16 protein-coding genes are annotated in these 25,019 nt (G+C 69.1%); 5 read left to right on the top strand and 11 right to left on the bottom strand.

The window, feature by feature from the left end; all coding sequences use genetic code 11:
* Positions 1 to 43: 43 nt before the first annotated feature.
* Complete coding sequence (locus ABJF88_14820; protein ID MEP0548206.1) at positions 44 to 1,003, bottom strand: cation diffusion facilitator family transporter; 960 nt, start codon at positions 1,001 to 1,003, stop codon at positions 44 to 46.
* A gap of 128 nt (positions 1,004 to 1,131) precedes the next feature.
* Between ABJF88_14820 and ABJF88_14825 the strand changes: the two genes are divergently transcribed.
* The gene (locus tag ABJF88_14825) at positions 1,132 to 2,301 is read left to right on the top strand and encodes a glutamate--cysteine ligase (GenBank protein ID MEP0548207.1); all 1,170 of its coding nucleotides are present in this window, start codon (positions 1,132 to 1,134) and stop codon (positions 2,299 to 2,301) included.
* A 64-nt stretch (positions 2,302 to 2,365) separates the two neighbouring features.
* On the opposite strand, the gene ABJF88_14830 is transcribed toward ABJF88_14825, so the two are convergent.
* The 5 genes from ABJF88_14830 to ABJF88_14850 form a co-directional block, all read right to left on the bottom strand.
* Entirely contained in the window at positions 2,366 to 4,537 is a 2,172-nt protein-coding gene (locus ABJF88_14830) for a DUF4397 domain-containing protein (protein ID MEP0548208.1), read from the bottom strand.
* A gap of 241 nt (positions 4,538 to 4,778) precedes the next feature.
* Entirely contained in the window at positions 4,779 to 5,699 is a 921-nt protein-coding gene (locus tag ABJF88_14835) for a fasciclin domain-containing protein (protein MEP0548209.1), read from the bottom strand.
* 86 nt (positions 5,700 to 5,785) lie between these two features.
* A complete protein-coding gene (locus tag ABJF88_14840) occupies positions 5,786 to 8,497 on the bottom strand; it encodes a carboxypeptidase regulatory-like domain-containing protein (GenBank protein MEP0548210.1) in 2,712 nt (903 codons plus the stop codon).
* Positions 8,498 to 8,519: 22 nt separating this feature from the next.
* Complete coding sequence (locus tag ABJF88_14845) at positions 8,520 to 9,461, bottom strand: FecR domain-containing protein (protein MEP0548211.1); 942 nt, start codon at positions 9,459 to 9,461, stop codon at positions 8,520 to 8,522.
* A complete protein-coding gene (locus tag ABJF88_14850) occupies positions 9,458 to 10,075 on the bottom strand; it encodes an RNA polymerase sigma-70 factor (GenBank protein ID MEP0548212.1) in 618 nt (205 codons plus the stop codon). The genes ABJF88_14845 and ABJF88_14850 overlap by 4 nt, the downstream gene beginning before the upstream one ends.
* A gap of 228 nt (positions 10,076 to 10,303) precedes the next feature.
* Between ABJF88_14850 and ABJF88_14855 the strand changes: the two genes are divergently transcribed.
* From ABJF88_14855 to ABJF88_14870, 4 genes are all read left to right on the top strand, one after another.
* Positions 10,304 to 11,530, top strand: a complete 1,227-nt coding sequence (locus tag ABJF88_14855) for an amidohydrolase (protein MEP0548213.1) — start codon at positions 10,304 to 10,306, stop codon at positions 11,528 to 11,530.
* A gap of 171 nt (positions 11,531 to 11,701) precedes the next feature.
* Entirely contained in the window at positions 11,702 to 17,899 is a 6,198-nt protein-coding gene (locus ABJF88_14860) for a lamin tail domain-containing protein (GenBank protein ID MEP0548214.1), read from the top strand.
* A gap of 166 nt (positions 17,900 to 18,065) precedes the next feature.
* On the top strand, positions 18,066 to 18,455 hold the full coding sequence (locus ABJF88_14865) for an iron-sulfur cluster assembly accessory protein (protein ID MEP0548215.1): 390 nt from the start codon (positions 18,066 to 18,068) through the stop codon (positions 18,453 to 18,455).
* A 271-nt stretch (positions 18,456 to 18,726) separates the two neighbouring features.
* Positions 18,727 to 21,288 carry an ATP-dependent Clp protease ATP-binding subunit gene (locus ABJF88_14870; GenBank protein MEP0548216.1) on the top strand — a complete coding sequence of 854 codons (2,562 nt, stop codon included), beginning with the start codon at positions 18,727 to 18,729 and terminating at the stop codon, positions 21,286 to 21,288.
* Between the two features lie 100 nt (positions 21,289 to 21,388).
* On the opposite strand, the gene ABJF88_14875 is transcribed toward ABJF88_14870, so the two are convergent.
* The 5 genes from ABJF88_14875 to ABJF88_14895 all read right to left on the bottom strand — a co-directional run bounded on the left by ABJF88_14875 (position 21,389) and on the right by ABJF88_14895 (position 24,952).
* Positions 21,389 to 22,834, bottom strand: coding sequence for a glycosyltransferase family 39 protein (locus tag ABJF88_14875; protein ID MEP0548217.1), 1,446 nt, complete (start codon positions 22,832 to 22,834; stop codon positions 21,389 to 21,391).
* A 95-nt stretch (positions 22,835 to 22,929) separates the two neighbouring features.
* Positions 22,930 to 23,091, bottom strand: a complete 162-nt coding sequence (locus tag ABJF88_14880; GenBank protein MEP0548218.1) for a hypothetical protein — start codon at positions 23,089 to 23,091, stop codon at positions 22,930 to 22,932.
* Positions 23,092 to 23,127: 36 nt separating this feature from the next.
* Positions 23,128 to 23,895 carry a rhomboid family intramembrane serine protease gene (locus tag ABJF88_14885; GenBank protein ID MEP0548219.1) on the bottom strand — a complete coding sequence of 256 codons (768 nt, stop codon included), beginning with the start codon at positions 23,893 to 23,895 and terminating at the stop codon, positions 23,128 to 23,130.
* 62 nt (positions 23,896 to 23,957) lie between these two features.
* Positions 23,958 to 24,224 carry a hypothetical protein gene (locus tag ABJF88_14890; GenBank protein MEP0548220.1) on the bottom strand — a complete coding sequence of 89 codons (267 nt, stop codon included), beginning with the start codon at positions 24,222 to 24,224 and terminating at the stop codon, positions 23,958 to 23,960.
* Between the two features lie 125 nt (positions 24,225 to 24,349).
* Positions 24,350 to 24,952 carry an NUDIX hydrolase gene (locus ABJF88_14895; GenBank protein MEP0548221.1) on the bottom strand — a complete coding sequence of 201 codons (603 nt, stop codon included), beginning with the start codon at positions 24,950 to 24,952 and terminating at the stop codon, positions 24,350 to 24,352.
* Positions 24,953 to 25,019 lie beyond the last annotated feature (67 nt).

Below are 25,019 nucleotides of genomic sequence, written 5' to 3' on the forward strand. Positions count from 1 at the left end.
GGGAAACGCGGCAGCTATGATACGTCCCGCCCTAATCGGCGCGCTACTCCGGCGGCGGCGTGGCGAGGGCGTCGTGAGCCGTCTCGACCGCCGTCGGGTGGTGGTGCTCGTGGGTGTCGGGTTCGAGGTGGGACGTAACGAGCACGTCGTCTTTGGGGAAGAGGCTGCGAATGGCGGTCTCCACGGACGTAGCGCGGGCGTGGGCCTCGGTGATCGAGAGCGCCGGCGGGAAGAGGAGGTGGACCTCGACCCAGACCTGATCGTTGACGCGGCGGTGGCGGAGTTGGTGCCACCCCATCACCGTCCCGCGCACCTCGGCCTCGTGGAGTCGCTCGACGATCTGCGCCGTGTCCCCCGCCTCGACCTTCTCCATCAGCCCCTCGTACGACCGGCGGAGCAGGCGGACCGACGTCCAGATAATGTTCGCCCCGACGAGAATCGCCACGACGGGGTCGAGCCACAAGATGTCCGTCACCCAAACGAGCCCGAGGCCGACGAGCACGCCGAGGCTCGTCCACATGTCGGTCAGCACGTGCTGACCGTTCGCCACGAGCACAATCGCGTTGTGCCGCTTGCCGACGCGGATGAGCCCGATCCCGAGTACGGCGTTGATCCCCGCGAGCACGGCCGTGATGAGGAGCCCAACGCCGAGCTGCTGCAGCTCCGGCCCGGTGATGAGCGCGTCGGCCGCCGTCACGATGATGGCAACGGCGGCGACGGCGATCAACAGACCCTCGAAGGCACTCGAGAAGTACGCGATTTTGCCGTGGCCGTAGGGGTGCGCCGGATCGGGGGGCTGCGCGGCGTACCACAGGCTGACCGCAGCAATGCCCGTCGCGAAGAGGTGGATCACCGACTCCAGCGCGTCGGAGAGGATCGCCGTCGAGCCCGTGATAAAGAAGGCGGCGAGCTTGCCCACGAGCATCAGCACAGCGACGCCGAGGCTCGCGGTCATGGCGAGCTTGCGCTGATCGCGCGCGGCGGACGGAGACGATGCGGACATAAGCAGCGGGGACGGGCTGAAAGGTACGACCTCCCCGTCGCTCCTCCGTGCGCGGCCCCGCCGGTTGCATGGGACCGCCCTATCGGTTTAATTGCACCGCTCCGCCCACCCACACGCCGACCCCGTCCATGCCGCTCACGGCCTCCGAATCCACCACGAAGATCCCCTTCTGCGGATCGCCCCGCCCGACGCTCGGCGTCGAGCTCGAAGTCCAGATCCTCGACCCGGCCACGATGAACCTCACGTCGGGCTCGCTCGCCATCCTCGACCGCGTGAACGTGAACGGCGTCGAGCACCCGAAGATCAAGCAGGAGCTGACGCAGTCGACGGTCGAGGTCATCACCGGCATCTGCGAGACGGTCGACGAAGCCCGCGCCGACCTCGCCGCGACGCTCGAAGAGGTCTACGCCATCGGCGACGAGGTCGGGCTCGCGTTCGCCCTCGCCGGGACGCACCCGTTCGGGCAGTGGCGCGACCAGGAGATTTTCCCGAACGAGCGGTACGAGATGCTCGTCGAGCGCATCCAGTGGCCCGCGCGGCGGCTGCTGATCTACGGGCTCCACGTCCACGTCGGCGTGAGCAGCGGGGAGAAGGCCATCGCCATCACAAACGCGCTCACGACGTACATCCCGCACCTCCTCGCCCTCTCCGCCTCCAGCCCCTTCACCGACCACGAGGATACCGGGCTGGCCTCGGCGCGGAGCAAGATCTTCGAGGGGATGCCGACCGCCGGCCTCCCGTACCGCCTCGCCAACTACGGCGAGTTCCAGTCGTTCATGAACACGCTGATCCGCGCCGGCGCCATCCAGTCGGTCCGCGAGATCTGGTGGGACATCCGCCCGCACCCGAACTTCGGCACGATCGAGGTCCGCGTCTGCGACGTGCCCTCGACGCTCACCGAAGTCGCCGCCCTCTCGGCGCTCATCCAGAGCCTCGTCGCCTGCCTCAGCGAGCACTACGACGAAGGGCACTACATGACCATCCTCCGCCCGTGGATCGTCCGCGAGAACAAGTGGCGGGCGGCCCGCAGCGGGCTCGGCGCCGAGATCATCACGGACAACGAGGGCGGACGCGCCCCGCTCCGGCAAGAGATCGAAGCCCTCGTCGAGAACCTCGGCTCGTTCGCGCAGAAGCTCGGCTGCTACGACGAACTGCAGGACGTCCGGACGATCCTCCGCGACGGAGCCTCGTACGAGCGGCAGCGCCGGGCCTATGCCGAGACCGGTTCGCTCGAAGCCATCGTCCGCGCGCTCGCCACCGAGATGCGCGCCGACGTGATGAAGGGCGCGACTCCATAAAAAAGCGGGAGGGGTTACGGCCCCTCCCGCTTTTGTTACGGCGTTTCGCTCGGGCGCATGCTCCTCAGCGAATCACCGTGAGTCGACCGCTCTGGACGAGGGTGTCCGCCGCGGTCTCCGCCGTGAGGCGGTAGAGGTAGGCCCCAGACGGCAGCGATCCCGCGTCGATCCGGACCTCCTGCGCCGTGCCGGCTGCCTTCAGTGCGGGCGCGGTCTGCAGCACCCGCCGTCCGAGCACGTCGAAGACTTCGACGCTGACGCGGGCGTCTGTGCCGAGATCGAACTGCACCGTCGTCGCGGCCTGCACCGGGTTCGGATACGCGCCGCGGAGCGTGAACGCCGTCGGCGATACGGCTCCGTCCTCGTTCGACACGGCACCTATCGGCAGCAGCGCCGTCGTGCCGTCGGGGAAGACGGCGAGCAGGCCGAAGGCCGGGCCGTTCTGGTCGTTCTCCGGCGAGAGGAAGCCCGAGGCAAGCACGGTCAGCGCTACGCCGGCCGCACCGCTGAGGTCGGCGGCGAACGTGGCCGCGACCGTCGTGCCGTCGGCGAGCGTCACGTCGAGCGTGTACGCGCCGGCCGGGACGCCGATGTAGTCCGTGATGTCGCCGTACGTCGCGTCGTCGACGAGCGTCGCCACGTCGCGGGCGATCACGTCGACGGTCGGCGCGTCGGTGGCGCCGTGGACGACGCTGAACTGCACCTCGTCTTCTTCCGTCGACGCTTCCTGCGCGTCGTCGTCCACGAAGAGCGTGAACGCAATCGGCTCGCCCGACGGGTTCGCTTCGAACTGGCTCGGATCGAGCACGCCGTTCGCGATCACCGAGTACGTCGCACCCGGAAGGAGGACGACGGGGAACGTCGCGAGCCCATCGTCGGCGCTGTCCGAGTCGCCCGGCGCTACCGTGATCGAGAGCGTCGTGTTCGCCGGCAGGTCGATGAACGGCGTGGCGGCGCGGAAGGCGAGGTCGCCGATCGCGGGCTCATCCGTGCTCACCTCTTCGATGTAGATATCGACGACGGCCGCAGCGGGGTCGGCGGCGTTGTGGATCACCTGCACGCGGGCATCGGTGAGCTGCGGCAGGAGCGCCGTCGTGCCATCGGCGAAGACGGCGAGCAGGCCGAAGGCTTCACCGTTCTGATCGTTGTCGGGCGAGAGGAAGCCGGAGGCGAGGACGGTCAGCGCCGCACCCGCCGCGCCACGGAGGTCCGCTTCGAACGTCGCGACGATCACGTCGTTGGCCTCGTCGGGCGTGACATCGAGTAGGTAGCGGCCTTCAGGCACGCCGATGTACCCGGTGAGGTCGCCGTACGTCGCGCCGTCGACGAGCGTCGCCACGTCGCGGGCGATCACGTCGACCGCCGGCGCGTCGGTCGCGCCGTGGACGACGTTGAGTTGAATCTCGCCGGCCGTGTCGCTGTCCTCCTGCCCCGCTCCGTTGACGAAGAGCGTGAAGGCAATCGGCTCCCCGCTCGGGTTCGCCTCGAACTGGCTCGGGTCGAGCACGCCGTTCGCGATGAGCTGATACGTCTCGCCCTCTTCGAGCGTGTACTCGAAGGACGCGAGCCCGTCATCGGCGTTGTTGGAATTGCCGGGCGCGACGGTTACGGTCAGCGCGACGCCGGCCGGTACGGTCACGTACGGCGTGGCGGTGCGGAAGGCGAAGTCGTCGATGAACGGCTCCTCGGTGCTGACCTCCTCGACGTAGACGTCGACGACGGCGGCGCCGGGGTCGGCGGCGTTGTGGATCACCTGCAAGCGCGCGCCACCAGCGGCTTCGAGGAGCTGGCCGCGAACTTCGCCGCTCGGATTCCCGACCGAGTGGACGTTGACGTAGTACAGCCCTGCCGCGAGGTCGTCGGCCTGCGCCTGCGTCAGCGTGAACGAGTTGTTGCCAGGCTCGAACGTGCCGCCGCGATTGTCCCCGTCGAGCGTCGGGTCGAGCGGGAAGATGACGGGACCGTTCGCGTCGGCGGCGCCCCGGTGGATGTGGGCGCCGACGGCCGTGTTGAAGTCGGTCTCGAGCCCTTCGAAGCTGCCGCTCACCGTCAGCGAAAGCCCGTCGAGCACGGCCTCGACCGCGCCGGAGGCGTCGGTGTCGACGGGCGGGACTTCGTTCGCCCCGGCGAGATCGGCGGTGAACGTCTGCGCCCATGCCGGGGTCGCAGCGAAGAAGAGGAGCGCGACGGAGAGTGCAGCGAGCGCCCCGCGAGATGCAGAGTAGAAGTTAGACATGATGCCTCCATGCAAGAGTAAGGGAGAGCCCCGACGCCTCGAAGTGAACCACGTGAGCGGGCGCCTGGCGAGTTGTCATCCCCATTACCCGTCGCCATGCGGCGATGACTACCTACCATCAACTAAAACAGAGGCAAAAGAAAACCGGCGCAACGGAGAAATCCCGTTGCGCCGGTCATTACGTCTCCCAGCGTTTGCCGGAGAGAACGTCCGTTCTCTCGACGACGCGCGCTGTGGAGCACTACGGCAGGAGCACGGCGTCGATGGCGTGGATGACGCCATTCGACACGTCCACGTTCGGCACCACGACGGTGACGGTATTGTTGGCCCCGACGAGCGAGACGGTGCTGCCGGTAATGTCGACGGTCAGCGTGCCGCCGCCGAGCGTAGTGAGCACCTGCCCGTCGCTGAGGTCCGAGGCGAAGGCTTCGCCCTCGACCACGTGGTAGAGCAGGATGTCATCTAGGTCGTCCCGCGCAAGGAGCTCTTCGGCCGTCACGTTGAGCGCGGCGAGGAGGTCGGCGAAGGCCTGCTCCGTCGGCGCAAAGACCGTGAACGGGCCGTCGCCCTGGAGGTCGTCGACGAGGCCGGCCGCGCCGAGCGCCGCGACGAGCGTGTCAAAGCCCTGCAGCACCGCCACGTCCGTGACGTCGAGGTTCTGCGTCAGCACGCCGCTGATGAGGTGGACGACGCCGTTCGAGGCCTCGATGTCGGTCTGAACGATCTCGACGCCGTTGACGCTCGCGCCGCCGTCGAGGTCGATCGTGAGCGTGCTGCCCTCGACGGTCGTGACGGTCTGTCCGTCGGTGAGGTCGGCGGCGAGGATGCGGCCGGGGATGACGTGGTAGGTCAGCACCTTCTGGAGGAGGGCCTGGTTGCCGGAGGCGAGGAGCCGGGCGACCTGGTCCTGGTCGAGCGCGGCGAAGGCGCTGTTGACCGGGGCGAAGACGGTGAACGGGCCGTTGCCGTTGAGGGTGGAGACGAGCTCGGCGGCTTGAAGCGTGGTGACGAGCGTGCTGAGGTCGGGCGTGGCCTGCGCGACCTCGACAATCGTCTGCCCGTCGTCGTCATCGGCGTCGTCGCTGTCGCACGCGGCGAAGCTGAAGGCGAAGACGGGAAGCAAGAGCAGCGTGAGGAGGCGGTGGAATCGTAGGTGGGTCATCGGTGTGGGGTATGTGTCCAAGAGGAGTGAACTGCATCCCCTCTACCCGTCACCGCCCGAGCATACCCATCGGCCCCGAAAAGAAATCAGAGCCCGACCCGCAGCGTGACGACGGGCTGGATCCCGAGCCCGGTCCGCGCTACGGCCTCGAACCCTTCCCCAACCGGCCGCAGGCTGTAGTCGAGCACGTTCGCCCGGTCGAGCACGTTGAGCACGTCGACGGTGAGCGCCACGCTCGTGCCCGCCACGCGGCGGCTGTAGCCCACGCCGAGGTCGACCTCGTAGAGCGCGGGGAGGGCGCGCTCCTCCGGCAGCCCGATCTCGCCGCCGTTGCCGTGGAACGCGAGGAAGTCGTAGTACGCCTGCCGGTAGCCCCACGTCCGGCCCCACACGCCGCGCCCGCGCAGCCGCGTCACGAACCCGGTGCCGAGGTCGAGGTCGGCGCTGAGTTGGAGGCGGTGCGGCTGGTTCCACGGCGCCGGCTGCGTGCGCCCGTCGAAGCGGGACGGGAAGGTGCGGCGGGAGTAGCTGTAGTCGTAGCCGAGGCCGAGGCGGACGCGGCCTGTCTCGCGTTCGAGCCGGGCGCCGCCGCCGTACGCGAATCCGCGCGCCGCGCCGATGAACGAGGCCTGGGCGGCGTCGGCTTCGAAGCTGGCGCTGTGATCAAGGAGCGCGCCGTAGTCGAGCGCGAGGAGGTGCGGGAGGTGCTTGTAATACGTCTCGCCCCGGACCGTCCACCCGGCCGCGGGCGCGGCGAACCCCTCGGCGGCGAGGTGGAGCGCGCGCGGCGGCATGAGGCTCGCATCGACGGGCAGCCAGAACCGTACGCTCGGCACGATCGCGCTCGGCCCCACGCTCGTCACGTCGAACTGGTTCACGAACTGGCGGTAGAGCCCGGCGGCGAGGCGTACGGCGTACGGCCCGACGGGGCCGCGCTCGGCATCGTAGCGGAGGGCGACGCGCGGCTCGGCGTAGACGGCGGCGCGGTCCGGCACCCACGTCATCCGAAGCCCGGCTTCGAGCGTCGTCCGGCGCGAAACATGGACGCGGTCGGTGACGAAGGCGGCGACGCGGCCGAGCGTGCTCGCGCTCCGCAGCGGCCGGAGGTAGGGATTGTCGAGGTGGAAGGCGTGATCCACGACGGCGCCCTCGACGCCGACCTCGACGAGGTGCGTCGGCGACAGGCTGTAGTCGAGCCCGGCCTCGGCGACCCACTCGGTGAAGCGGTTGCCGTCGTCGGGGAGCGGCTCGGCGGCGAGGGCGTCGCGGAGCGCCGTCTCGAAATCCGAGATCGAGCCCGTCTCCGGCGCATAGCCGATGTCGGCCGCGTCGAGCGCCTGATAGCCGTGAGCGAGTGTGTGGTGGCTGGCGCGGACGCCGGCGTATCCGAGCGCCCGCGCGCCGAGGAGCGACTCGACCCGGACCCGCCCGGTCGTGTTCGTCCAGCGGTAGCGGTCGCGGCTGAGCGTGAGTTGCTCCGGGCTCTCCGCCGCGCCGAAGCCCGCCGCTAACAGCTCCGTCTCTACTTCGTTCGAGCCGCGATACGCCGAAGCGCGCAGCGTACGGAACGGGCCGAGCTTGACGCGGACCGCCGCGTGGAGGTCGGTGAACGCTACGTCCGAGCCGTGGCGGTGCGGCTGGAAGGTGAGTTCGTCGCTCGCTCCGCCGGACGGCGTCGCCACAGAAATCAGGAGGGGGTCGATGTCGTTCCAGTGGCGGAGCGCCGCGTCGAGCGTGCCGGGCCGGTAGAGGCTCCACAAGCTCGTCCGCGCGGCCGCCATCGCCGCCACGTTTGCGCTGCCGCCGCCGACGTGGACGTTCGCGCTGTACGGGTCGAGCTGGGCCGTGGCCGCGAGCGGGCCGTTCCCGAGCGCCTGGTCGATCTCGACCACGCCCGCCGTGTAGCTCCCGTGCGCCGCGCCGAAGCCCGCCTTCCGCACGGTGAGCCGCTCGACCGCGAGCGGGCTGAACGCGGTGAGCACACGTCCGAGCGAGACGGGGTCGAAGACCGGCGCGCCGTCGAGCGTGGTGACGTGCTCGCCGGCCTCGCCGCCCTGGATGCTGAGGTCGGCGAGGAGCGGGCGGTCGGCGATGCCGAGGAGCGTGCGGGCGCTGCGGGCGGCGTCGGCCGGGCCGAGCGTGGCGGCCTGCGACTCGGCGGCGGAGAGGTCGGACTGGCCGGGGAGCGCGGACGGCGCCCGTTGCTGCAACCCGTCCACGACGACGGGCGACGCGGCGAACGGCTTCGGCCGGAGCGCGATTCGATGGCGCGCCCGCCCGTCGGCCGGCACCCACACGCGCTCCGCCACCGGCTCGTATCCGATGAACGACGCCGTCACGCGGTACGGCCCCGGTTCGAGCGCCGAGAACGTGAACATCCCCGCCGCGTTCGCCGCCATGCCTGCCGAGGCATCGGCGAGGAGCACGCTCGCGCCCGGCAGCGGCTCGCCCGTGTCGCCGTCCACGACGATGCCCGCGAGGCTGCCGTACTGCGGAACCTGCTCGGCGCGCTCAATAACGACGTACGTGCCCGACGAGAGCTGGTAAAAGTCGAGTCCCGCGCTCTCGACGATGCAGCGAAGGAGCGCTTCGGCGCTGGCGTCCGTCCGGCGGCAGAACGTCCGTTCGGCGCCGATCTCGTCGCCGTAGACGAGGCTGATGTCGGTGAGCGCGACGAGTTCTTCGAGCGCCTGCTCCAGCGGTACGTCGCGGAGCGCGAGGGAATACGCCGCCTCCTGCGCCTGCGCCGGGAGGGCGAGGCACGTCAGCAGGACGAGGGCGCAGCGGCGGAGAAGCATCGGTCGGCGGCGGGTGGGCGGCTCAGTACACCTCGAAGCCCCGGCTGGTTCGGCGGTAGCGGAGGTCGCGCGCCGTGCAGAGGTCGCGCAGGATCGCCTCGGCGTCGGTCGGCTGCGGGAAGTAGAGCGTGAGCGTGTCGCCTGCGGCGTCCGGCGCGTTCAGCGTGATCTCGACAGCGAAGCGGCGTTCGAGTTCGGCGAGGACGGCGGCGAGCGGGACACCCTGCGCGGCGAAGCCTCGGCTCCGCCACGCGAGGGCCTGCGCTACGCCTGAGGCCTCGACCGTCGGCACGCCGCCGACCACGCGGGCGCGCTCCCCAGCGTCGAGCACGACGGCCTCGGCCGCCGCCGTGCCGTCGACCTGCACGCGGCCTTCGGCGACGGTCACTACGGTCGAGCCGTCGCGCGTCCGCACGTTGAACGCGGTCCCGAGCACACGGACGCGGGCGTCGGCCGTCTCGACGACGAACGGCCGCCCGTCCGTCTCGACGTCGAAATAAGCCTCGCCGACGAGGCGGACCGCCCGCGTTTCGGCGGCGATGAACGGGAGCCGCCAGAACGCGCGGGGATATTCGATGGCCGAGCCGCTGTTGAGCTCGACCGTCGAGCCGTCGGGGAGGGCGACGGTCGTGAACGAACCGGCCGGTGCCGTGACCGATACCGGCGCGCTGAGGTAGACCCAGCCCGCCACGGCGAGCAGAGCGGCGAGCACCGGCGCGAGGATGCGAACCCGGCGACGCTCGCTCCGGCGTGGGGCGCGGTCGGCAGCCCGGTCGGCCGTGCGGCGGCTGGCGGGCGCGTCGAGCGTTGCGGCGCGGAGGCGGTCCCACGCTGCGCCGTCGGCGTCCGACGGCTCGGGGGCCGCTTCGCCGAGGAGGTCCCACACACGCGCGAGTTCGGCGGCGTCGGGCTCGTCCCGCAGGCGGGCGTCGAGTTCGGGGGGGATGGGCGTGCGCTTCTTCATCGCTGGATCAGGCTCGGCTCGTAGGCGGCCGTACAGTCCCGTAAATACTTGAGGGCTTTCACGAGGTGGTTGTTGACGGTGCGGGGCGAGACCTCCATCACGTCGGCGATCTCGTCGTGGCTGAGGCCGTCGAAGCGGCTCAGCGTGAGGGCTTCGCGCTGGCGCTCGGGCAGTTCCGCGATCCACGCGTCGAGGTGGCGGCGGAGCTCGCGGCCCTCGGCGTGGGCGTCGGGCGTCGGTTCGCGGTAGACCTCGGGGTCGTAGTCGGTGAGGAGGTCACGGCGGGTCTGGCGGTCGCGGACGCGGTTGAGGGCGAGGTTGCGGACGGTCCGGTAGAGCAGCGCCTTCAGCGAGCGGTTCGGGTCGAGCGTGGCGCGGCGTTCCCAGATGCGGACGAAGGCGTCCTGCACGAGGTCGTGCGCCGCCACCGCATCGTGGGTGTACGTCGTGGCGTAGCGGACGAGCGCGCCGTGCGTGGCGCGGAACACGGCCTCGAAGGCGTGCGGGTCCGACGCGGCGAGCCGTCGGCACCAGGCGGCGAACGGGTCGGTGTCGGGGAGCGGATCGGAGGACACGAAAGCCGGGGCGGGCAGCGTGAGGGTGAGGGCGCGCATAGGCCGGGGAGCGAGTTCACCGAGAATACCCGGGACCGCTCGGTCGTGACTACCGAGACGGCGCGCGGCACGTCCAATGCGTTAATACGCCATAGGGTACGGACGATATACCGTAGGTTGGGCAACAGCCCCGGAAGCCCTTCCACCTGCGCCGTCGCTGCGCAAACCTCGCCTTCCATCGGGCGTACACCCCGTGCTCACGCTCCGCTCGCTCCTCCCATTCCCGACGTGCATTCCAGTCCCGTCCTCTCGATCCCCTCGGCCCACACCGACGAAGGCTTCCACGATCTGCTGATCGAGCTTCGCCGCCACCTCCACCAGTACCCGGAGGTCGGATTCCGTGAGCACGAGACGTCCCGCTACCTCCGCGCCTGCCTCGAAACCTACGGGTTCGAGATCCACGGCCCCCTCGCCGGGACGGGATTCTACCTCGACATCGAGGGTGCCCATCCCGGCCCGACCGTCGCGTACCGGACCGAGCTCGACGCGCTCCCGATGCAGGACGCGAAGACGTGCGCCTACGCCTCGACCGTCGCCAACATGGCGCACCTCTGCGGTCACGACGCCCACATGGCCGTCGCCGTCGGCGTGGCGCTCCTGCTCGACGAGCGGCGCGACGCCCTCTACGGCACCGCCCGCATCCTCTTCCAGCCGAACGAGGAGAGCACCCCCTCCGGCGCGCCCCGCATGATGGCCGACGGCGTGCTCGACGCTCGACCCGGCCAGCGCGACGGCGCCGTCCGCGAGATCTTTTGCATCCACGTCGACTCCAGCCTCGACGTCGGCCGCTTCGGGCTCCGCACCGGCGCCATTACCGCGGCGACGGCACCGTGGGAGGTCCGAATCACGAGCGGCGGTTCGGGGCATTCCGCCCGGCCGTACGAGACCGTCGACACGGTGTGGCTGGCGACGCAGATCCTCAACACGTTCTACCAGCTCCCCGGTCGCATCCACGACGCGCGCCGCACGGCCGTGCTCACCGCCTGCCGCTTCCGCGCGGGCGAGGCGCTCAACGTCATCCCCTCGGAGGTCGAGTTCGGCGGCACGCTCCGGTGCGTGGACTTCGACGCGCTCCACTTCCTCGCCGACAAGATGCAGGCCGTCGCCGAAGAGATGGGCGCGCTCTACGACGCGCAGATTCAGTTCGACATCGACGACAACCTCCCGCCCGTCGTCAACGACGCCGCGCTCGTCGAGACTGTCCGCGACCTCATCGTGGAGCAGCACGGCAAGGCCGCGGTGCACACGATCCCCGAGCCGAGTATGGGCGGCGAGGACTTCGCGTTCTACGCGCAGGAGATCCCCGGCATGCTCCTCCGCGTCGGCACGCGGAGCGGGAAGGAGACGAGCTACCCGCTCCACCACGCCCTCTTCGACGTGACCGAGGAGGCGCTGCCCGCCGCCGCTCACCTCATGGCCGACGTGATCGCTCAACGCCTGTCCATTGGGGGCTGACATCGTTCCATCCGGCGGCGTCACGCGGGTCGGACACTCGTCGTCTGCACTTCGGAGGCTCGGGTAACGGTGCGTTTGTTCGCTGCCTTCGCTCGCGGCTCCACCGTATACTGTGCGCCGACGCCGGGCACCTCTCCGGCCCCGCTCCTCCGTTGACCGTTTCGCGCCGCTATGTCCGGGCTCCGCCGCGCCCTCCCCCTCCTCCTCGCCCTCCTCTGGACCTCGGCCGCCCTTGCCCAAGTGCAGGACGACTTCGCCGACGGCGACTTCACCGCCGACCCCGCGTGGACGGGCGACACCGACCGCTTCACTGTCGTCCCGTTCGGCGCTGACTTCGCGCTCCGCTCGGACGGGCTCGCCGCGTCGGATACGATCGCGCTCGCCACGGCGTCGAGCGTCGCATCCGGCCGGTGGACGTTCACGTTCCGCTGGGAAGCCAACCTCACGAACGCGAACGGTACGCGCGTCTACCTCATCGCCGACACGCCGGAGCTGACGGGTGAGGTGCAGGGCTATTACGTCCAACTCGGTACGAACAACTCCGACGAGGTCCGGCTCTACCGGCAAGACGGCCCGGCGACGTCCCGCACCGAACTCGGCGCAAGCGCCGGGCCGGTTGTGGTCGGCGACGAGGGGACGGTGGCGGTCGAGGTGTTGCGCGACGACAGCGGGACGTGGCAGGTTAACGTAGACGGCGCGCCCGTCATCACGGGGGTGCAGGACGACACGTACGCCACGAGCGCCGCGCTCGGCGTGTGGCTCAAGCACTCGTCGGCGAATGGCGCGGCCTTTTTCTGGGACGACTTCCTCGCCGATCCCGACGCGGGCGACCTCTCCCCGCCCGTACCGCTCAGCGTCGCGGTGCAGGACGGCGGCGGCACGCTCCTCGTCCAGTTCGACGAAGCGCTCGCCCCGACGACGATTCAGCCGGCCAACTTCTCGCTCGACAACGGCGTCGGTGCCCCGAGCACGGCAGCGATCGCCGGACAGGGCGACGCGGTCCGGCTCACGTTCGCCACGCCGATCCCGTCGGGCGACTACACGCTCTCGATCAGCGAAGTCTCCGACACGGAGGGCAACGTCGTCCCACCGGGCACGACGATTGGGTTCACGTTCGAGGCCGACACCATGCCGCCCGACCTCGTCAGCGCCGAAGCCCTCGACGCAACGACCATCGCCGTCACCTTTAGCGAGCCCGTCGACGGCCTCGACCCGTCGCTCTACGACGTCGCGCCCGGCATCGGAGCGCCGAGCGAGGTCGTGGCGATCCCCGAGAATCCGCAGACGGAATACTTCCTCTTGCTGGACCAACCGCTACAGTCGGGCACCCTGTACACCGTCACGGCGACGAACGTCGCCGACACCGAAGGGAACGTGCAGCCGGAGACCTCGGCGAGCTTCTTCTTCGGCGATTTCGACACGCCCGACGTGCGCGACATCGTCGTCAACGAGATCCTCTACGACCCGCCGGAGGTGAACACGAACGAGTTCGTCGAGCTGCTCAACCGGACCGACGACCAGACCTTCGACCTCAGCCAGCTCACGTTCTCGGACAACACATCGAACCCCGTCCCGCTCACCGGCGAGCCGACGGCGCTCGGCCCCGGGGAGTACGTCGTGCTCGTCCGCAACGCCGACGCCTTCCAGCAGCGGTTCCCCGGCGTGCCGTTCCTCGCCGTCGCCGGCTTCCCCGCGCTCAACAACGATGGCGATACGCCGACGATCCGGCTCGGCGACACCGTGATCGACGCTGTGCCGTACGCCGCGAACTGGGGCGGTAATGATGCCTCGCTCGAACGCCGCGACCCCGACGGCCCGAGCACGAGCGCCACGAACTTCGCCACGACGACGGACCCGCGCGGCGGAACGCCCGGCGAGCAGAACACCGCGTTCGAAGTCGACACGGCGCCGCCCGCACCGCTCGACGCCGACGTGAGCGGCGATGGGCAGACCGTCACCGTCTTCTTCGACGAGCCGCTCGATCCGGCGACCGTCGTGCCCGGCAACTTCGTGCTTGACGGCGGCGCACCGGCCGTGACGAACGCGGGCTACGACGCCGACGCCACGGCCGCCGTGCTGACGCTCGCCGCCCCGCTCGCGCCCGGCAGCTACACCCTCACGATCACCGGCATCGCCGACGAGCGCGGCAACGCCACTGACGGCGCCACCGTTGGCGTGAGCTACGACCCCGACGTGACGCCGCCCGCCCTCGCCTCCGTCAGCGCGCTCGACGCGACGACCGTCGCCGTCGTGTTCTCCGAGCCGGTGGACGCGGCCTCGGCCGGCGATCCGGCGAACTATTCCATCGACAACGGCATCGGGCAGCCCGCGAGCGTGGCCGTCGCGCCGGGCGGCAACCCGGCCCGCGTCGTCCTCACGCTCGGCGCGCCGCTCGACGGGCCGCAGACGTACACGCTGACCGTCACGAACGTCGCCGACCTCAGCGGGAACGTGCTCGGCTCCGACAGCGCCGACTTCTTCTTCGGCGAGGGCGATGTGCCCGAGCCGCGCGACCTCGTCGTCAACGAGATCATGTACGACCCGCCGGCGGTGAGCTCGAACGAGTACGTCGAGCTGTTCAACCGCTCCGACAAGACGTTCGACCTCAGCGACTTTACGCTCTCCGACCTCACCGCGACGGTCCCCGTCGCCGCCGATCCCATCTTCCTCCTGCCGGGCGAATACACCGCGCTCGTCCGCGACGCCGCGGCGTTCCAGCAGCAGTTCCCCGGCGTGCCGTTCCTCGCCGTCCCCAACTTCCCCGCGCTCAACAACAGCGGCGGCGACGCCGTCGTGATCCGCCACGCGCCGAGCGGTGTCCGCGTCGACTCCGTCCGGTACCAGACGAGTTGGGGCGGGACCGACGCTTCGCTCGAACGCCGCAGCCCCGACGGCCCGAGCAACGTCGCGAGCAACTGGGCCACCTCGCTCGATCCACGCAGCGGCACGCCGGCGGCGCCGAACTCCGTCCCGCCCGACACCGATCCGCCGCAGCCGACCGACGCCGACATCGCCTCCAACGGCCTCACGCTCACCATCTCCTTCGACGAGCCGCTCGCCGAAGCCACCGTCACGCCCGGCGCGTTCACGATCACCGACGGCCCGGCCGTCCTCACGGCCGAGTACCTGGACGACGACGACCCCGCCGTCGCGCTGACGCTCGCGAGCGCGCCCGCGCCCGGCACCTACACCGTCACGATTTCCGGCGTCACCGACCAGCTTGGCAACGTCGCTCAGGGTCTGCAGATCGGCTTCACCTTCAGCCCCGACCTCACGCCGCCCGCGCTCGTCCAGGTCGCCGCGCTCGATGCGACGACGGTCGAGGCCTTGTTCTCCGAAGCTGTCGATCCAGCGTCGGCCGGGACCGCGGGGAATTACGCCGTGTCCGGCGGGATCGGCGCGCCGGCCTCTGTCGCGGTGGCCCCGGCCGGCGATGCGCGGCGCGTGGTCCTCACGCTCGCGACCCCACTCGCCGCGCAGCAACAGTACACGCTCACCGCATCGAACATCGCCGACACCGAAGGGAACGTGCTCGGCGAGGGCAGCGCCGACTTCTTCTTCGGCGAGGGCGACGTGCCCGAGCCGCGCGACCTCGTCGTGAACGAGATCATGTACGACCCGCCGGCGGTGAGCTCGAACGAGTACGTCGAGCTGTTCAACCGCTCCGACAAGACGTTCGACCTCAGCGACTTCACGCTCGCCGATCTAAGCGACACCGTCGCCATCACCGACGCGCCTCGCTTCGTGCTGCCGGGCGAGTACGCCGTCCTCGTGAACAACCCCGAGGCGTTCGCTGCCGCCTTCCCCGGCGTCCCGTTCGTGGAAGTCGCCAATTTCCCCACGCTCAACAACTCTGGCGATGCGGTCGTGATCGCCTATGCGGCGGGCGATACCCGGATCGTGACGGATTCCGTCCGCTATCAGACGGCGTGGGGCGGGATCGACGCTTCGCTGGAGCGCCGTAGCCCCGAGGGTCCGAGCAACGTCGCGAGCAACTGGGCGACCTCGCTCGACCCGCGCAGCGGCACGCCCGGCGAGGCCAACTCCGTCCCGCCCGACACCGACCCGCCGACGCTCGTCGACGTGGACGTGGAGGCTGACGGCACGACCCTGGCGGTGACGTTCGACGAGCCGCTCGCCGCGGCGACCGTGACGCCCGGCGCGTTCAGTCTCAGCGGCAGCGCGCCCGCCGTCGTCGGCGCAGACCTCGTCGGGGAAGACGAAATAGTCGTCGTGCTGACACTCGCCGCTCCACTCGACGGCGGCGACTACACCCTCACCGCGACTGGCATCGCGGATCAGCTCGGGAATGCGACGGCCGGGGCGACGATCGACTTCACGTTCGCGCGAGACGAGACGCCGCCCGCGCTCCTCCGCGTCTCTGCCCTCGGCGCGACGACGCTCGACGTGCTGTTCTCCGAACCCGTGAGCGAGGCGACGGCGACGAACCCGGCGAACTACGCTATCGATGGCGGGATCGGTCAGCCCACGGACGTAGCGTACGCGCCCGGCGGCAACCTCGCCCGCGTGACGCTCACCCTCGCCGTGCCGCTCGCCGAGGGGTCGAGCTACAGCCTCACCGCGACCGGCATCGCCGACCTCGTCGGGAACGTGCTCGGCTCCGGCTCGGCCCCGTTCTTCTTCGGCGAAGGCGCGGTGCCCGGCGTCCGCGACGTCGTCGTCAACGAGATCCAGTTCCAGTCGCCGCAGGGCAACGACGGCGAGTACGTCGAGGTGTTCAACCGCTCCGGCGCCAACTTCGACCTCAGCGAGTTCACGCTCTCCGACGAGGGCAGCACGCCCGCACCGCTCGCCGACGCGCCGTTCTTCCTCCTCCCCGGCCAGTACGCCATCCTCGTCGCCGACGCCGCCGTCTTCGCCGAGGCCTTCCCCGCGGCCGGGCCGGTGCTCGAGCTCGGCGGCTTCCCCAACCTCAACTCGACGGGCGATGCCGTAGTGATCCGCTACGCCCCGTCAGGGCTCACGGTGGACTCCGTCCGCTACAGCCCGAACTGGGGCGAGTCAGATGACGCCGCGCTCGAGCGGATCGACCCCGACGGGCCGAGCAGCGTGTTCGTCAACTGGGCCTCGTCGGTCGACCCGCGGGGCGGGACGCCGGGCGAACTCAACTCCGTCTTCGCCCCAGACGCCGGAGCCCCCGCTGTACTCTTCGCCGAGCAACTCGACGCGGCGACGGTCCGCCTCTACTTCTCCGAACCGCTCGACCCAACGAGTGTCCAGCCCGGCGACTTCGCACTCGATGGCGGGACGACTCCCGACGCCGTCGCGGTGTCCGATTCCGAGCCGACCGTAGACCTGACCTTCGGCGCCGTCGATGGCCGGACGGTCACAGTCGGCGGTGTGGCGGACTTCGTCGGGAATACGCTCGACGCGGCCGAGATCCCCCTCGCCCGGCTCTCGCCCGTCGGTGGGCTCGTCGTCAACGAACTGATGATCGACCCGCTGCGCGACCCCCGCGACGGGCGGCTCGACGGGACCGAGTACGTCGAGTTCTTCAACGCGACGGATCTCACGCTCGCCCTCACGCGCGTACAGATCACCGATGCGCAGGACGAGAACAACGCGGTCCGTACAGTCAGCGTCGGCGGGCGGCTGACGGGCGCCGTGCCGTTCGCCGCCCTCCCGCCCGGCGGTTATGCCGTCGCCTTCGCCGATACGAGCGCGTTCGGCGACCGCTTCGAGGACCCGCCGACGCAGGGCGCGCTCGCCGACTCGTCGCTCCTCGCCCGCCTCTTCCCGGGCACCGACTTCTCCGACGCCCTCCTCCTCCCCGTCGACCGCACGACGTTGTCGCTCGCCAACACCGAAGACACCGTCCGCCTGCTCCGCGGCGACGGCGTGCTCGTCGACAGCGTGGCGTACTCCGACGACTGGCACCGACCCGAGCTCGACGACGCGACGGGCATCTCGCTCGAACGGCTGGACCCCGAGGGACCGAGCAGCAGCGCGGGGAACTGGACGAGCAGTCTCGACCCGGCGGGCGGCACGCCGGGCCGGCAGAACAGCGTCTTCCTTCTCCCCGGCGAGGCCCCGCCCGCGCCCGGCCTCACGATCTCGCCGTCGCCGTTCGACGCGTCCGTCGGTACGCAGATCAGCTACACGCTCGAAGCCGACGCCGCGCTCGTCCGCGTCCGCATCTTCGACGCCGCGGGCCGGCTCGTCCGCACGCTCGAAGACGCCGCGCTCGGCGGCGCGACGCAGACCGGCACGCTCACGTGGCAGGGCCGCAGCGACGACGGGCAGCCCCTCCGCATCGGCATCTACATCGTGTTCCTCGAAGCGCTCGACCTGAACGGCGGGAGAACGGAGGCGTACAAGGAAGTGGTCGTGCTGGCCCGTAACCTCTGACATTCGCCGGCTGACTGCATCGTCGATCGCGTGATTGCGATGCCCTCCAGGGACCAATCGCACAATCCCCCGATCACCCAATTTTAGAGGAACTGCCCCCGCGTGCTCCTGTTGTATGCCGTGCACTGAACTAGAGCGCTGGCGGTCCAGCCTTCCCGTACGACCTATGAACACGAACGTCTCCCCCGCCCCCCCGTCCGAGTCCACGCCGAGCCCGGTCCGCCGTCCGTCCCCGGTTAAGTTGACCGACCGCGCCGTGACTGAAGTCGGCCGGATCATCGCCAACAAGCAGATCCCCGAGGGCTACGGCCTCCGCGTCGGCGTGAAAGGCGGCGGGTGTTCGGGCATGAGCTACGTGCTCGGCTTCGACAAGCAGCGCGAACATGACCTCGAGTTCGACCTCGACGGCATCGTGGTCTACATGGACAAGCGCCACGGGCTCTACCTCATGGGCACGGTCGTCGACTACCACGATGGCCTCGACGCGCGGGGCTTCGTCTTTGAGAACCCCAACGCCACGCAGACGTGTGGCTGCGGGTCCAGCTTCAGCGCCTGATCGCCCAGCGCGATCTCGTTCAGGCAATGTGTGTACGTTTCACCCGGCGTGAGCACCATTCGCGCCACGTGGACGACGGTTCGCTTTGGTTGCGAACTCCGTGCATATCAAGCCCGATCCGCAGTACGTTATAGAACGGAGCCCCCGACCGGGGCCGCACCGACTCGGCCCGCTCTTTGCGAGCCATCGTAACCCCGGCCGACTCACGATATATGCAGCCGGTAGGCGTCGCTCGATCCACCGACACGGCCCTGCCCCGACCACCCCATACATGGAAGGTAACTTTTCGAACCGCGTCCGCGACGTGATCTCCTACAGCCGAGAGGAAGCCATCCGGCTAGGGCACGATTACATCGGGACCGAGCACCTCCTGCTCGGCGTCATCCGCGAAGGCGAGGGGATTGCGGTAAAGATCCTCCGCAACCTCGGGGCCGACCTCCTCAAGCTCAAGAAAGCCATCGAGGACACCGTCCGCTCGACGGGCGGGACCCTCACTGTCGGCAACATCCCGCTGACGAAGCAAGCCGAGAAGGTGCTCAAGATCACCTACCTCGAAGCCAAGCTGTACAAGAGTGACGTGATCGGGACGGAGCACCTCCTGCTCTCGCTGCTGCGCGACGACGAGAACATCGCCGCGCAGATTCTCCAGCAGGGGTTCTCGATTACGTACGACGCCGTCCGCGCCGAACTCGATTCGATTATCTCCGGCAAAAGCTCGTCCCGCTCGGGTGGCTCCTCGAGCCGCGGGTCCTCCGCCGGATCAGGCAGAGAGCGAAGCAAAATGGAAAAGAGCAAGACACCCGTCCTCGACAACTTCGGCCGCGACCTCACCAAGCTCGCCGAAGAAGACAAGCTCGACCCCATCGTCGGGCGCGCCCGCGAGATCGAGCGCGTGGCTCAGGTCCTGAGCCGCCGTAAGAAGAACAACCCCGTGCTCATCGGCGAGCCCGGCGTGGGCAAGACCGCGATCGCCGAGGGCCTCGCCCTCCGCATCACGCAGCGGAAGGTCAGCCGCGTGCTCTACGACAAGCGCATCGTCACGCTCGACCTCGCCGCCCTCGTCGCGGGCACGAAGTACCGCGGGCAGTTCGAGGAGCGGATGAAGGCCGTGATGAACGAGCTCGAGAAGAGCCCCGACGTCATCCTCTTCATCGACGAGCTCCACACGCTCGTCGGTGCCGGCGGTGCTTCGGGCTCGCTCGACGCGTCGAACATGTTCAAGCCTGCCCTCGCGCGCGGCGAGATCCAGTGCATCGGCGCGACGACGCTCGACGAGTACCGCCAGTACATCGAGAAGGACGGTGCGCTCGACCGTCGCTTCCAGAAGATCCTCGTCGAGCCCGCCACGCCGGACGAAGCCCTCGAGATCCTCAAGAACATCAAGGATCGCTACGAGGACCACCACAACGTGCACTTCGACGAGGAGAGCCTCGTGCTCGCCGTGAAGCTCGCCGAGCGCTACATCACCGACCGACACCTCCCCGACAAAGCCATCGACGTGATGGACGAAGCGGGCGCGCGCGTCCACCTCTCCAACATCAAGGTTCCGAAGGAGATCGTGACGCTCGAAGAGCAGATTGAGGAGGTCAAGGAGGAGAAGAACCAGGTCGTCAAGAGCCAGAAGTTCGAGGAGGCCGCCCGCCTCCGCGACAAGGAGAAGAAGCTCCAGGAAGAGCTCGAGAACGCGAAAGAAGAGTGGGAGCGCCAGGCCGAGACCGAGATCCACGACGTGACGGACGTCGACATCGCGCAGGTCGTGGCGATGATGACCGGCATCCCCGTTGACAAGATCTCGTCGCCGGAGGGCCAGAAGCTCATGAAGATGGGCGAGGCGCTGATGGGCACGGTCGTCGGGCAGGACGAGGCGATCGAGAAGCTCGCCCGCGCCATCCGCCGGACGCGCGCCGGGCTCAAAGATCCCAAGCGGCCGATCGGCTCGTTCATTTTCCTCGGCCCGACGGGCGTCGGCAAGACCGAGCTCGCTAAGCGGCTGACCGAGTTCCTCTTCGACAGCCAGGACGCGCTCATCCGCATCGACATGTCGGAGTACATGGAGAAGTTCTCCGTGTCGCGCCTCGTCGGCGCGCCTCCCGGCTACGTCGGCTACGAGGAGGGCGGCCAGCTCACCGAGAAGGTCCGCCGCAAGCCGTACTCCGTCGTCCTCCTCGACGAGATCGAGAAGGCGCACCCCGACGTGTTCAACATCCTGCTCCAGGTGCTCGACGACGGGATCCTCACCGACGGCCTCGGCCGCCGCGTGGACTTCCGCAACACGATCATCATCATGACCTCGAACATCGGGGCGCGGGACATCAAGAACCTCGGCAAGGGCATCGGCTTCAGCCAGACGAGCGACACGTTCGACTACGCGAAGATGAAGTCGATGGTGGAGGACGCCCTCAAGCGCGTCTTCAACCCCGAGTTCCTCAACCGGATCGACGACGTGATCGTCTTCCACCCGCTCGAGAAGAAGCACATCTTCGAGATCATCGACATCATGCAGAAGGACCTCTTCAAGCGTGTCGAAGACCTCGGGATCCACATCGAGATGGACAAGACGGCGAAGGAGTTCCTCGTCGAGAAGGGGTACGACCCGCAGTTTGGGGCGCGTCCGCTTCGCCGCGCGATCCAGAAGTACGTCGAGGACCCGATGGCCGAGTCGATTCTCTCCGACGACCTCGGCGAAGGCGACACCATCTCGGTCTCGCACAAAGCCGACACCGAAGAGATGGCCTTTAAGACCAAGAAGGGCAAGAAGAAGACGAAGGCGAAGAAGTCCGACGCCCCGTCCGAGCCCGAGGAGGAGGAGACGACCTCCGAAGAGCAGGAGTAACCGGCCTCGCCTCCGGTTCCTCCGAAATGCCGCGCCTCGTTGCCTCTCAGCAGCGGGGCGCGGCTACGTTCTGGCCGCTCCCGATGTACGCCGAGCAGGATCAGTCGCGCCGGAGGTAGAGGTACTCGGGCCGGGAGGGGTAGCCCGTTGTGGGCAGGAAGACGCGCGGGCGGTCGAACACGGGGCCAGCGAGGCGGTAGTGCGCGTCGAAGTCGTCGGGCGTCCCCCACCACGGTTCGTCGAGCACGATCGCGCCGTAGCGGCGGTCGCGGATTGCCCGTTGGATCAGGGCCTCGATCCGGTCGCGGTCGCCGGGCGCGCCGCGCCACACGTCGAAGAGCGCCATCTCCTGTGCGTGCGGCGGTTTCCCGACGCGCTCGGCGAGGTAGGGATGCGAGAGGACGAGGACCTCGCCCGGCACGTCCCGCAAAATCTCTACGAGCCGGTCCCCCGCTGCCCGGTCCTCGGCCGTAGGGACGAGCCGCATCGGGTTGTAGAGGAGCGCTCCGAACTGCACGAGCACGGCGACCATCAACACGGCCGTCGCCCGGTGTCCCTGCTGCTCTGCCCACCGTTGCATCGCGTCAACACCGAGGGCGAAGCCGAGGGCCAGCCCGGCGTACGCAGGCATCAGCGCGTTGAGGTACGAGCCCGTGTGAATCCGCGAGACGAAGCTCGCGCCGATGAGTCCGACGAGGACGAGCGCGTAGAAGAGCGCCTGCTCGCGCCGCGCGCCGACGAGGAAGACGCCCGTCGCGAGCACCGCCCAGCCGAGGGGCCGCAGCAGTCCGCTGCTCCAGAACGAGAGGACGGCCGACGGAATAAGAGCGTGGTGACCCGGCAGCGTGAACACGTAATACGTGAACCACCCGCCCGATACGACGTGCAGCGCGAGCGCTCCTCCGCCCGCTACCAGCGCGAATGCGAGCGGGGCCGCGAGACGCGCGGCCCCACGCTGCGCGAACACCGTCCAGGCCACCACCGGCAACGCGACGATCAGCCCCGGCTGCTTCGTCAGAAACGCGAGGCCGAGGAGCCCGCCAGCCGTCGCCAAGCCGACCACGCCCCGGCTCCACCGTGCCACGTAGATGCCCCCGAGCAGGCAGAGCATGAACAGCGCATCCACCCGCGCCAGGTCCATCCACACCCCGGACGCCTCGAAGGTGGCAGCGTAGAGCCCGGCCGCCAGCAACCCCGCCCGCCACGAGGCGGCCTCGCGCCGAGCAAGGAGGAACAGGAGCGCGCAGCACCCCAGCGTGCTGAGCACCGAGACGAGGCGCAGCGGGAAGAACCCCTCGCCGAGCAGCGCGGACGCTCCGGCCGCCACCCAGAAATAGAGCGGGGTGTAGATGAACGGGACGAAGTCGAGCGACGGCGAGACGTAGAGCGGGGAGCCCGCCAGCACGCGGCCGACATGACCGAGCGCGCCCCCTTCCATCCACTCCAGCTCGTACGGATACGGCATCCGGAGAGCCGCGACCACGACGAACAGGAGGAGGAAAAAGGTCGGCGCTGCGATCAGCGCTGCACCACGGAGGGCTTTCACGGAGGGATGCGCAAGTCGATCAAACGGACGGGGCCGAATCTAACCACCGCGCCCTAAACGCATCGCCCAAAGCCCAGCCGACTCACCGGGCCGTCTCAGTTGTCATCCTCTCCGTCTTCGTCCTCGTCGTCGCTGTACGTCGCCGAATAGCTCGGCGCGTCGCTGGCCGGAAAGCTCTCGAAAGAAGCCTCGTCCACTTTGTTCTCTTCGTCGATGGTCTCTTCGGGATCGTCTTGGCGGGGCGGATTGTCAGGCATCGCAGTAAGGGGTTGGATTGATAAAGGGGAAGCTAATCACCAGAGCGGCCGAGTTCGAGCGTCGGCACCGATGGCGTGGGTGAGGCGGTTGGGGAGCTCGCGGACGGTCCGCCGCAGCACGAACGCCATGAGCACGCCCGCGAAAAATCCGCCGATGTGCGCGCCGTACGCGACGCCGCCCGTCTGCTCCGCCGCCGCGATCGCGCCGGCTCCGTTGACGAACTGGAACACGATCCACAGCCCGATCGCCACGATCGCAGGGACCGAAACGACGGTGAACAGGAACACGGCGTGGACTCGGTTGCGCGGGAACAGCACGAGGTACGCGCCGAGCACGCCCGAGATCGCCCCGCTCGCACCGAGGCTCGGAATGACCGAGCCCGGGTCTAGCGCGATCTGCGCCGCGCTCGCGACGAGCCCGCTCACGAGGTAGAACGCCAAGAAGATGCCGTGCCCGAAGCGGTGCTCGACGTTGTCCCCGAAGATCCAGAGGTAGAGCAGGTTGCCGAAGAGGTGCGCGAAGCCGCCGTGCATGAACATGCTCGACAGCAGCGTGAGGTGCACCGGCACGGGGCCGGGCCGCTGCGGGATCTGGCTGAGATCGGACGGACTGAGATCGACCGGCGCGCTGTTGACGAGGTCCTGCCCCGTCGTGATCTCGAAGGGGACCGTGCTGTAGGCGTAGATCAGCTCCGGATCCAGAAGTTGGAGCACGAACACGCCGACGTTCGCCAGCAGCAGCGCCCCCGTGACGAAGGCGGGGCCGGAGAGCGAGCGGTCGTCGTCGCCTATGGGGAACAGCATGGCGGAGGGGCTGCGAGGGGGAAAGATCGGTGGCAGCGGCAGCCGCCGCCCGCACTATTGGGTTAGACCCGCGGCTCGCCCGCGTCCTCGTCGTCCCCAGCCTCGGGCTGCACGATCACGTTGTCCTCATCGATCTGGCGTTCGAGCGTGACCTGCATCCGCATGAAGTGCTCGGAGTTGCTGCCGGGACCCGCTCCCCCACCCGAGATCGGGATCTTCTGGATGACCTGCCAGCCGTTGCCGACCTGCGCCTGGATCTGTTTGATCTGGGCGGGCTCGTCCTGCTCGGTGTTCACCGAAACGATCACGGTAGTCTGTTCTTTTTGCATAGGTCTGAAGGGATGAGGGGCGAGAAGAAGTGGTCTGCGGTGGGGAGAGGATTCTGCGGTGGGGACAGATGCTGTCCATACGCCGCGTCCGGTCAGACGTTTCTGCGGATCGAACGCGAAACGATCTACCCCCCGTCCACCGAGCGCGCGCCGTCGCCAATTAGCCCGCGCTGCATCGCCCAGAACACCGCCGCGATGTGGGTGCCGTGCACGATCTCGCCCCGCTCCACGAGCCCCGCCAGATCACCGGCGTCGACGAGCCGGACGCGGAGGTCCTCCGTCTCGTCGAGTTGGGGTGCGCCGACGCGCCGCGCGCCGCGCGCGACGAAGAGGTGCCCGTAGTTCGTGTGGCGCGACGGCTCCACCGCGCATCGCCCGAGCGCCGTCCACTCGTTGGCCACGTAGCCCGTCTCTTCGAGCAACTCACGCCGAGCCGCTTCGAGGGGCGGCTCCCCCGCGTGGACGACCCCGGCGGCGAACTCCAGCCCCACGCGGTCCACGGCGTAGCGGTACTGCTCCACGAGCACGGCCTGCCCGTCCTCCGTCAGCGCGACGGCGAGCGCCCAGTCCGGATATTCCGCGACGTGGAACTCCTCCATTTCGACCCCGCTCGGGAGGCGGACGTGGTCGGCGCGGAGCGTGATCCACCACCGCTCCAACAGCTTTGCTGAGGAGAGCGTCGTCCAGCGTCGGCCCTCATTCGAGAGAGACGGAGTATCGTTCGGCATAGTCAGGGGCGGAGGGTGAGAGCGCGGGCGAAGGCCCGAAGTTACGCCGTCGCGCGCGAGGCTTTGG

It is taken from the genome of Rhodothermales bacterium (assembly GCA_039944855.1).
In the GTDB taxonomy this organism is placed as follows: Bacteria; Bacteroidota; Rhodothermia; order Rhodothermales; family JANQRZ01; genus JBBSMX01.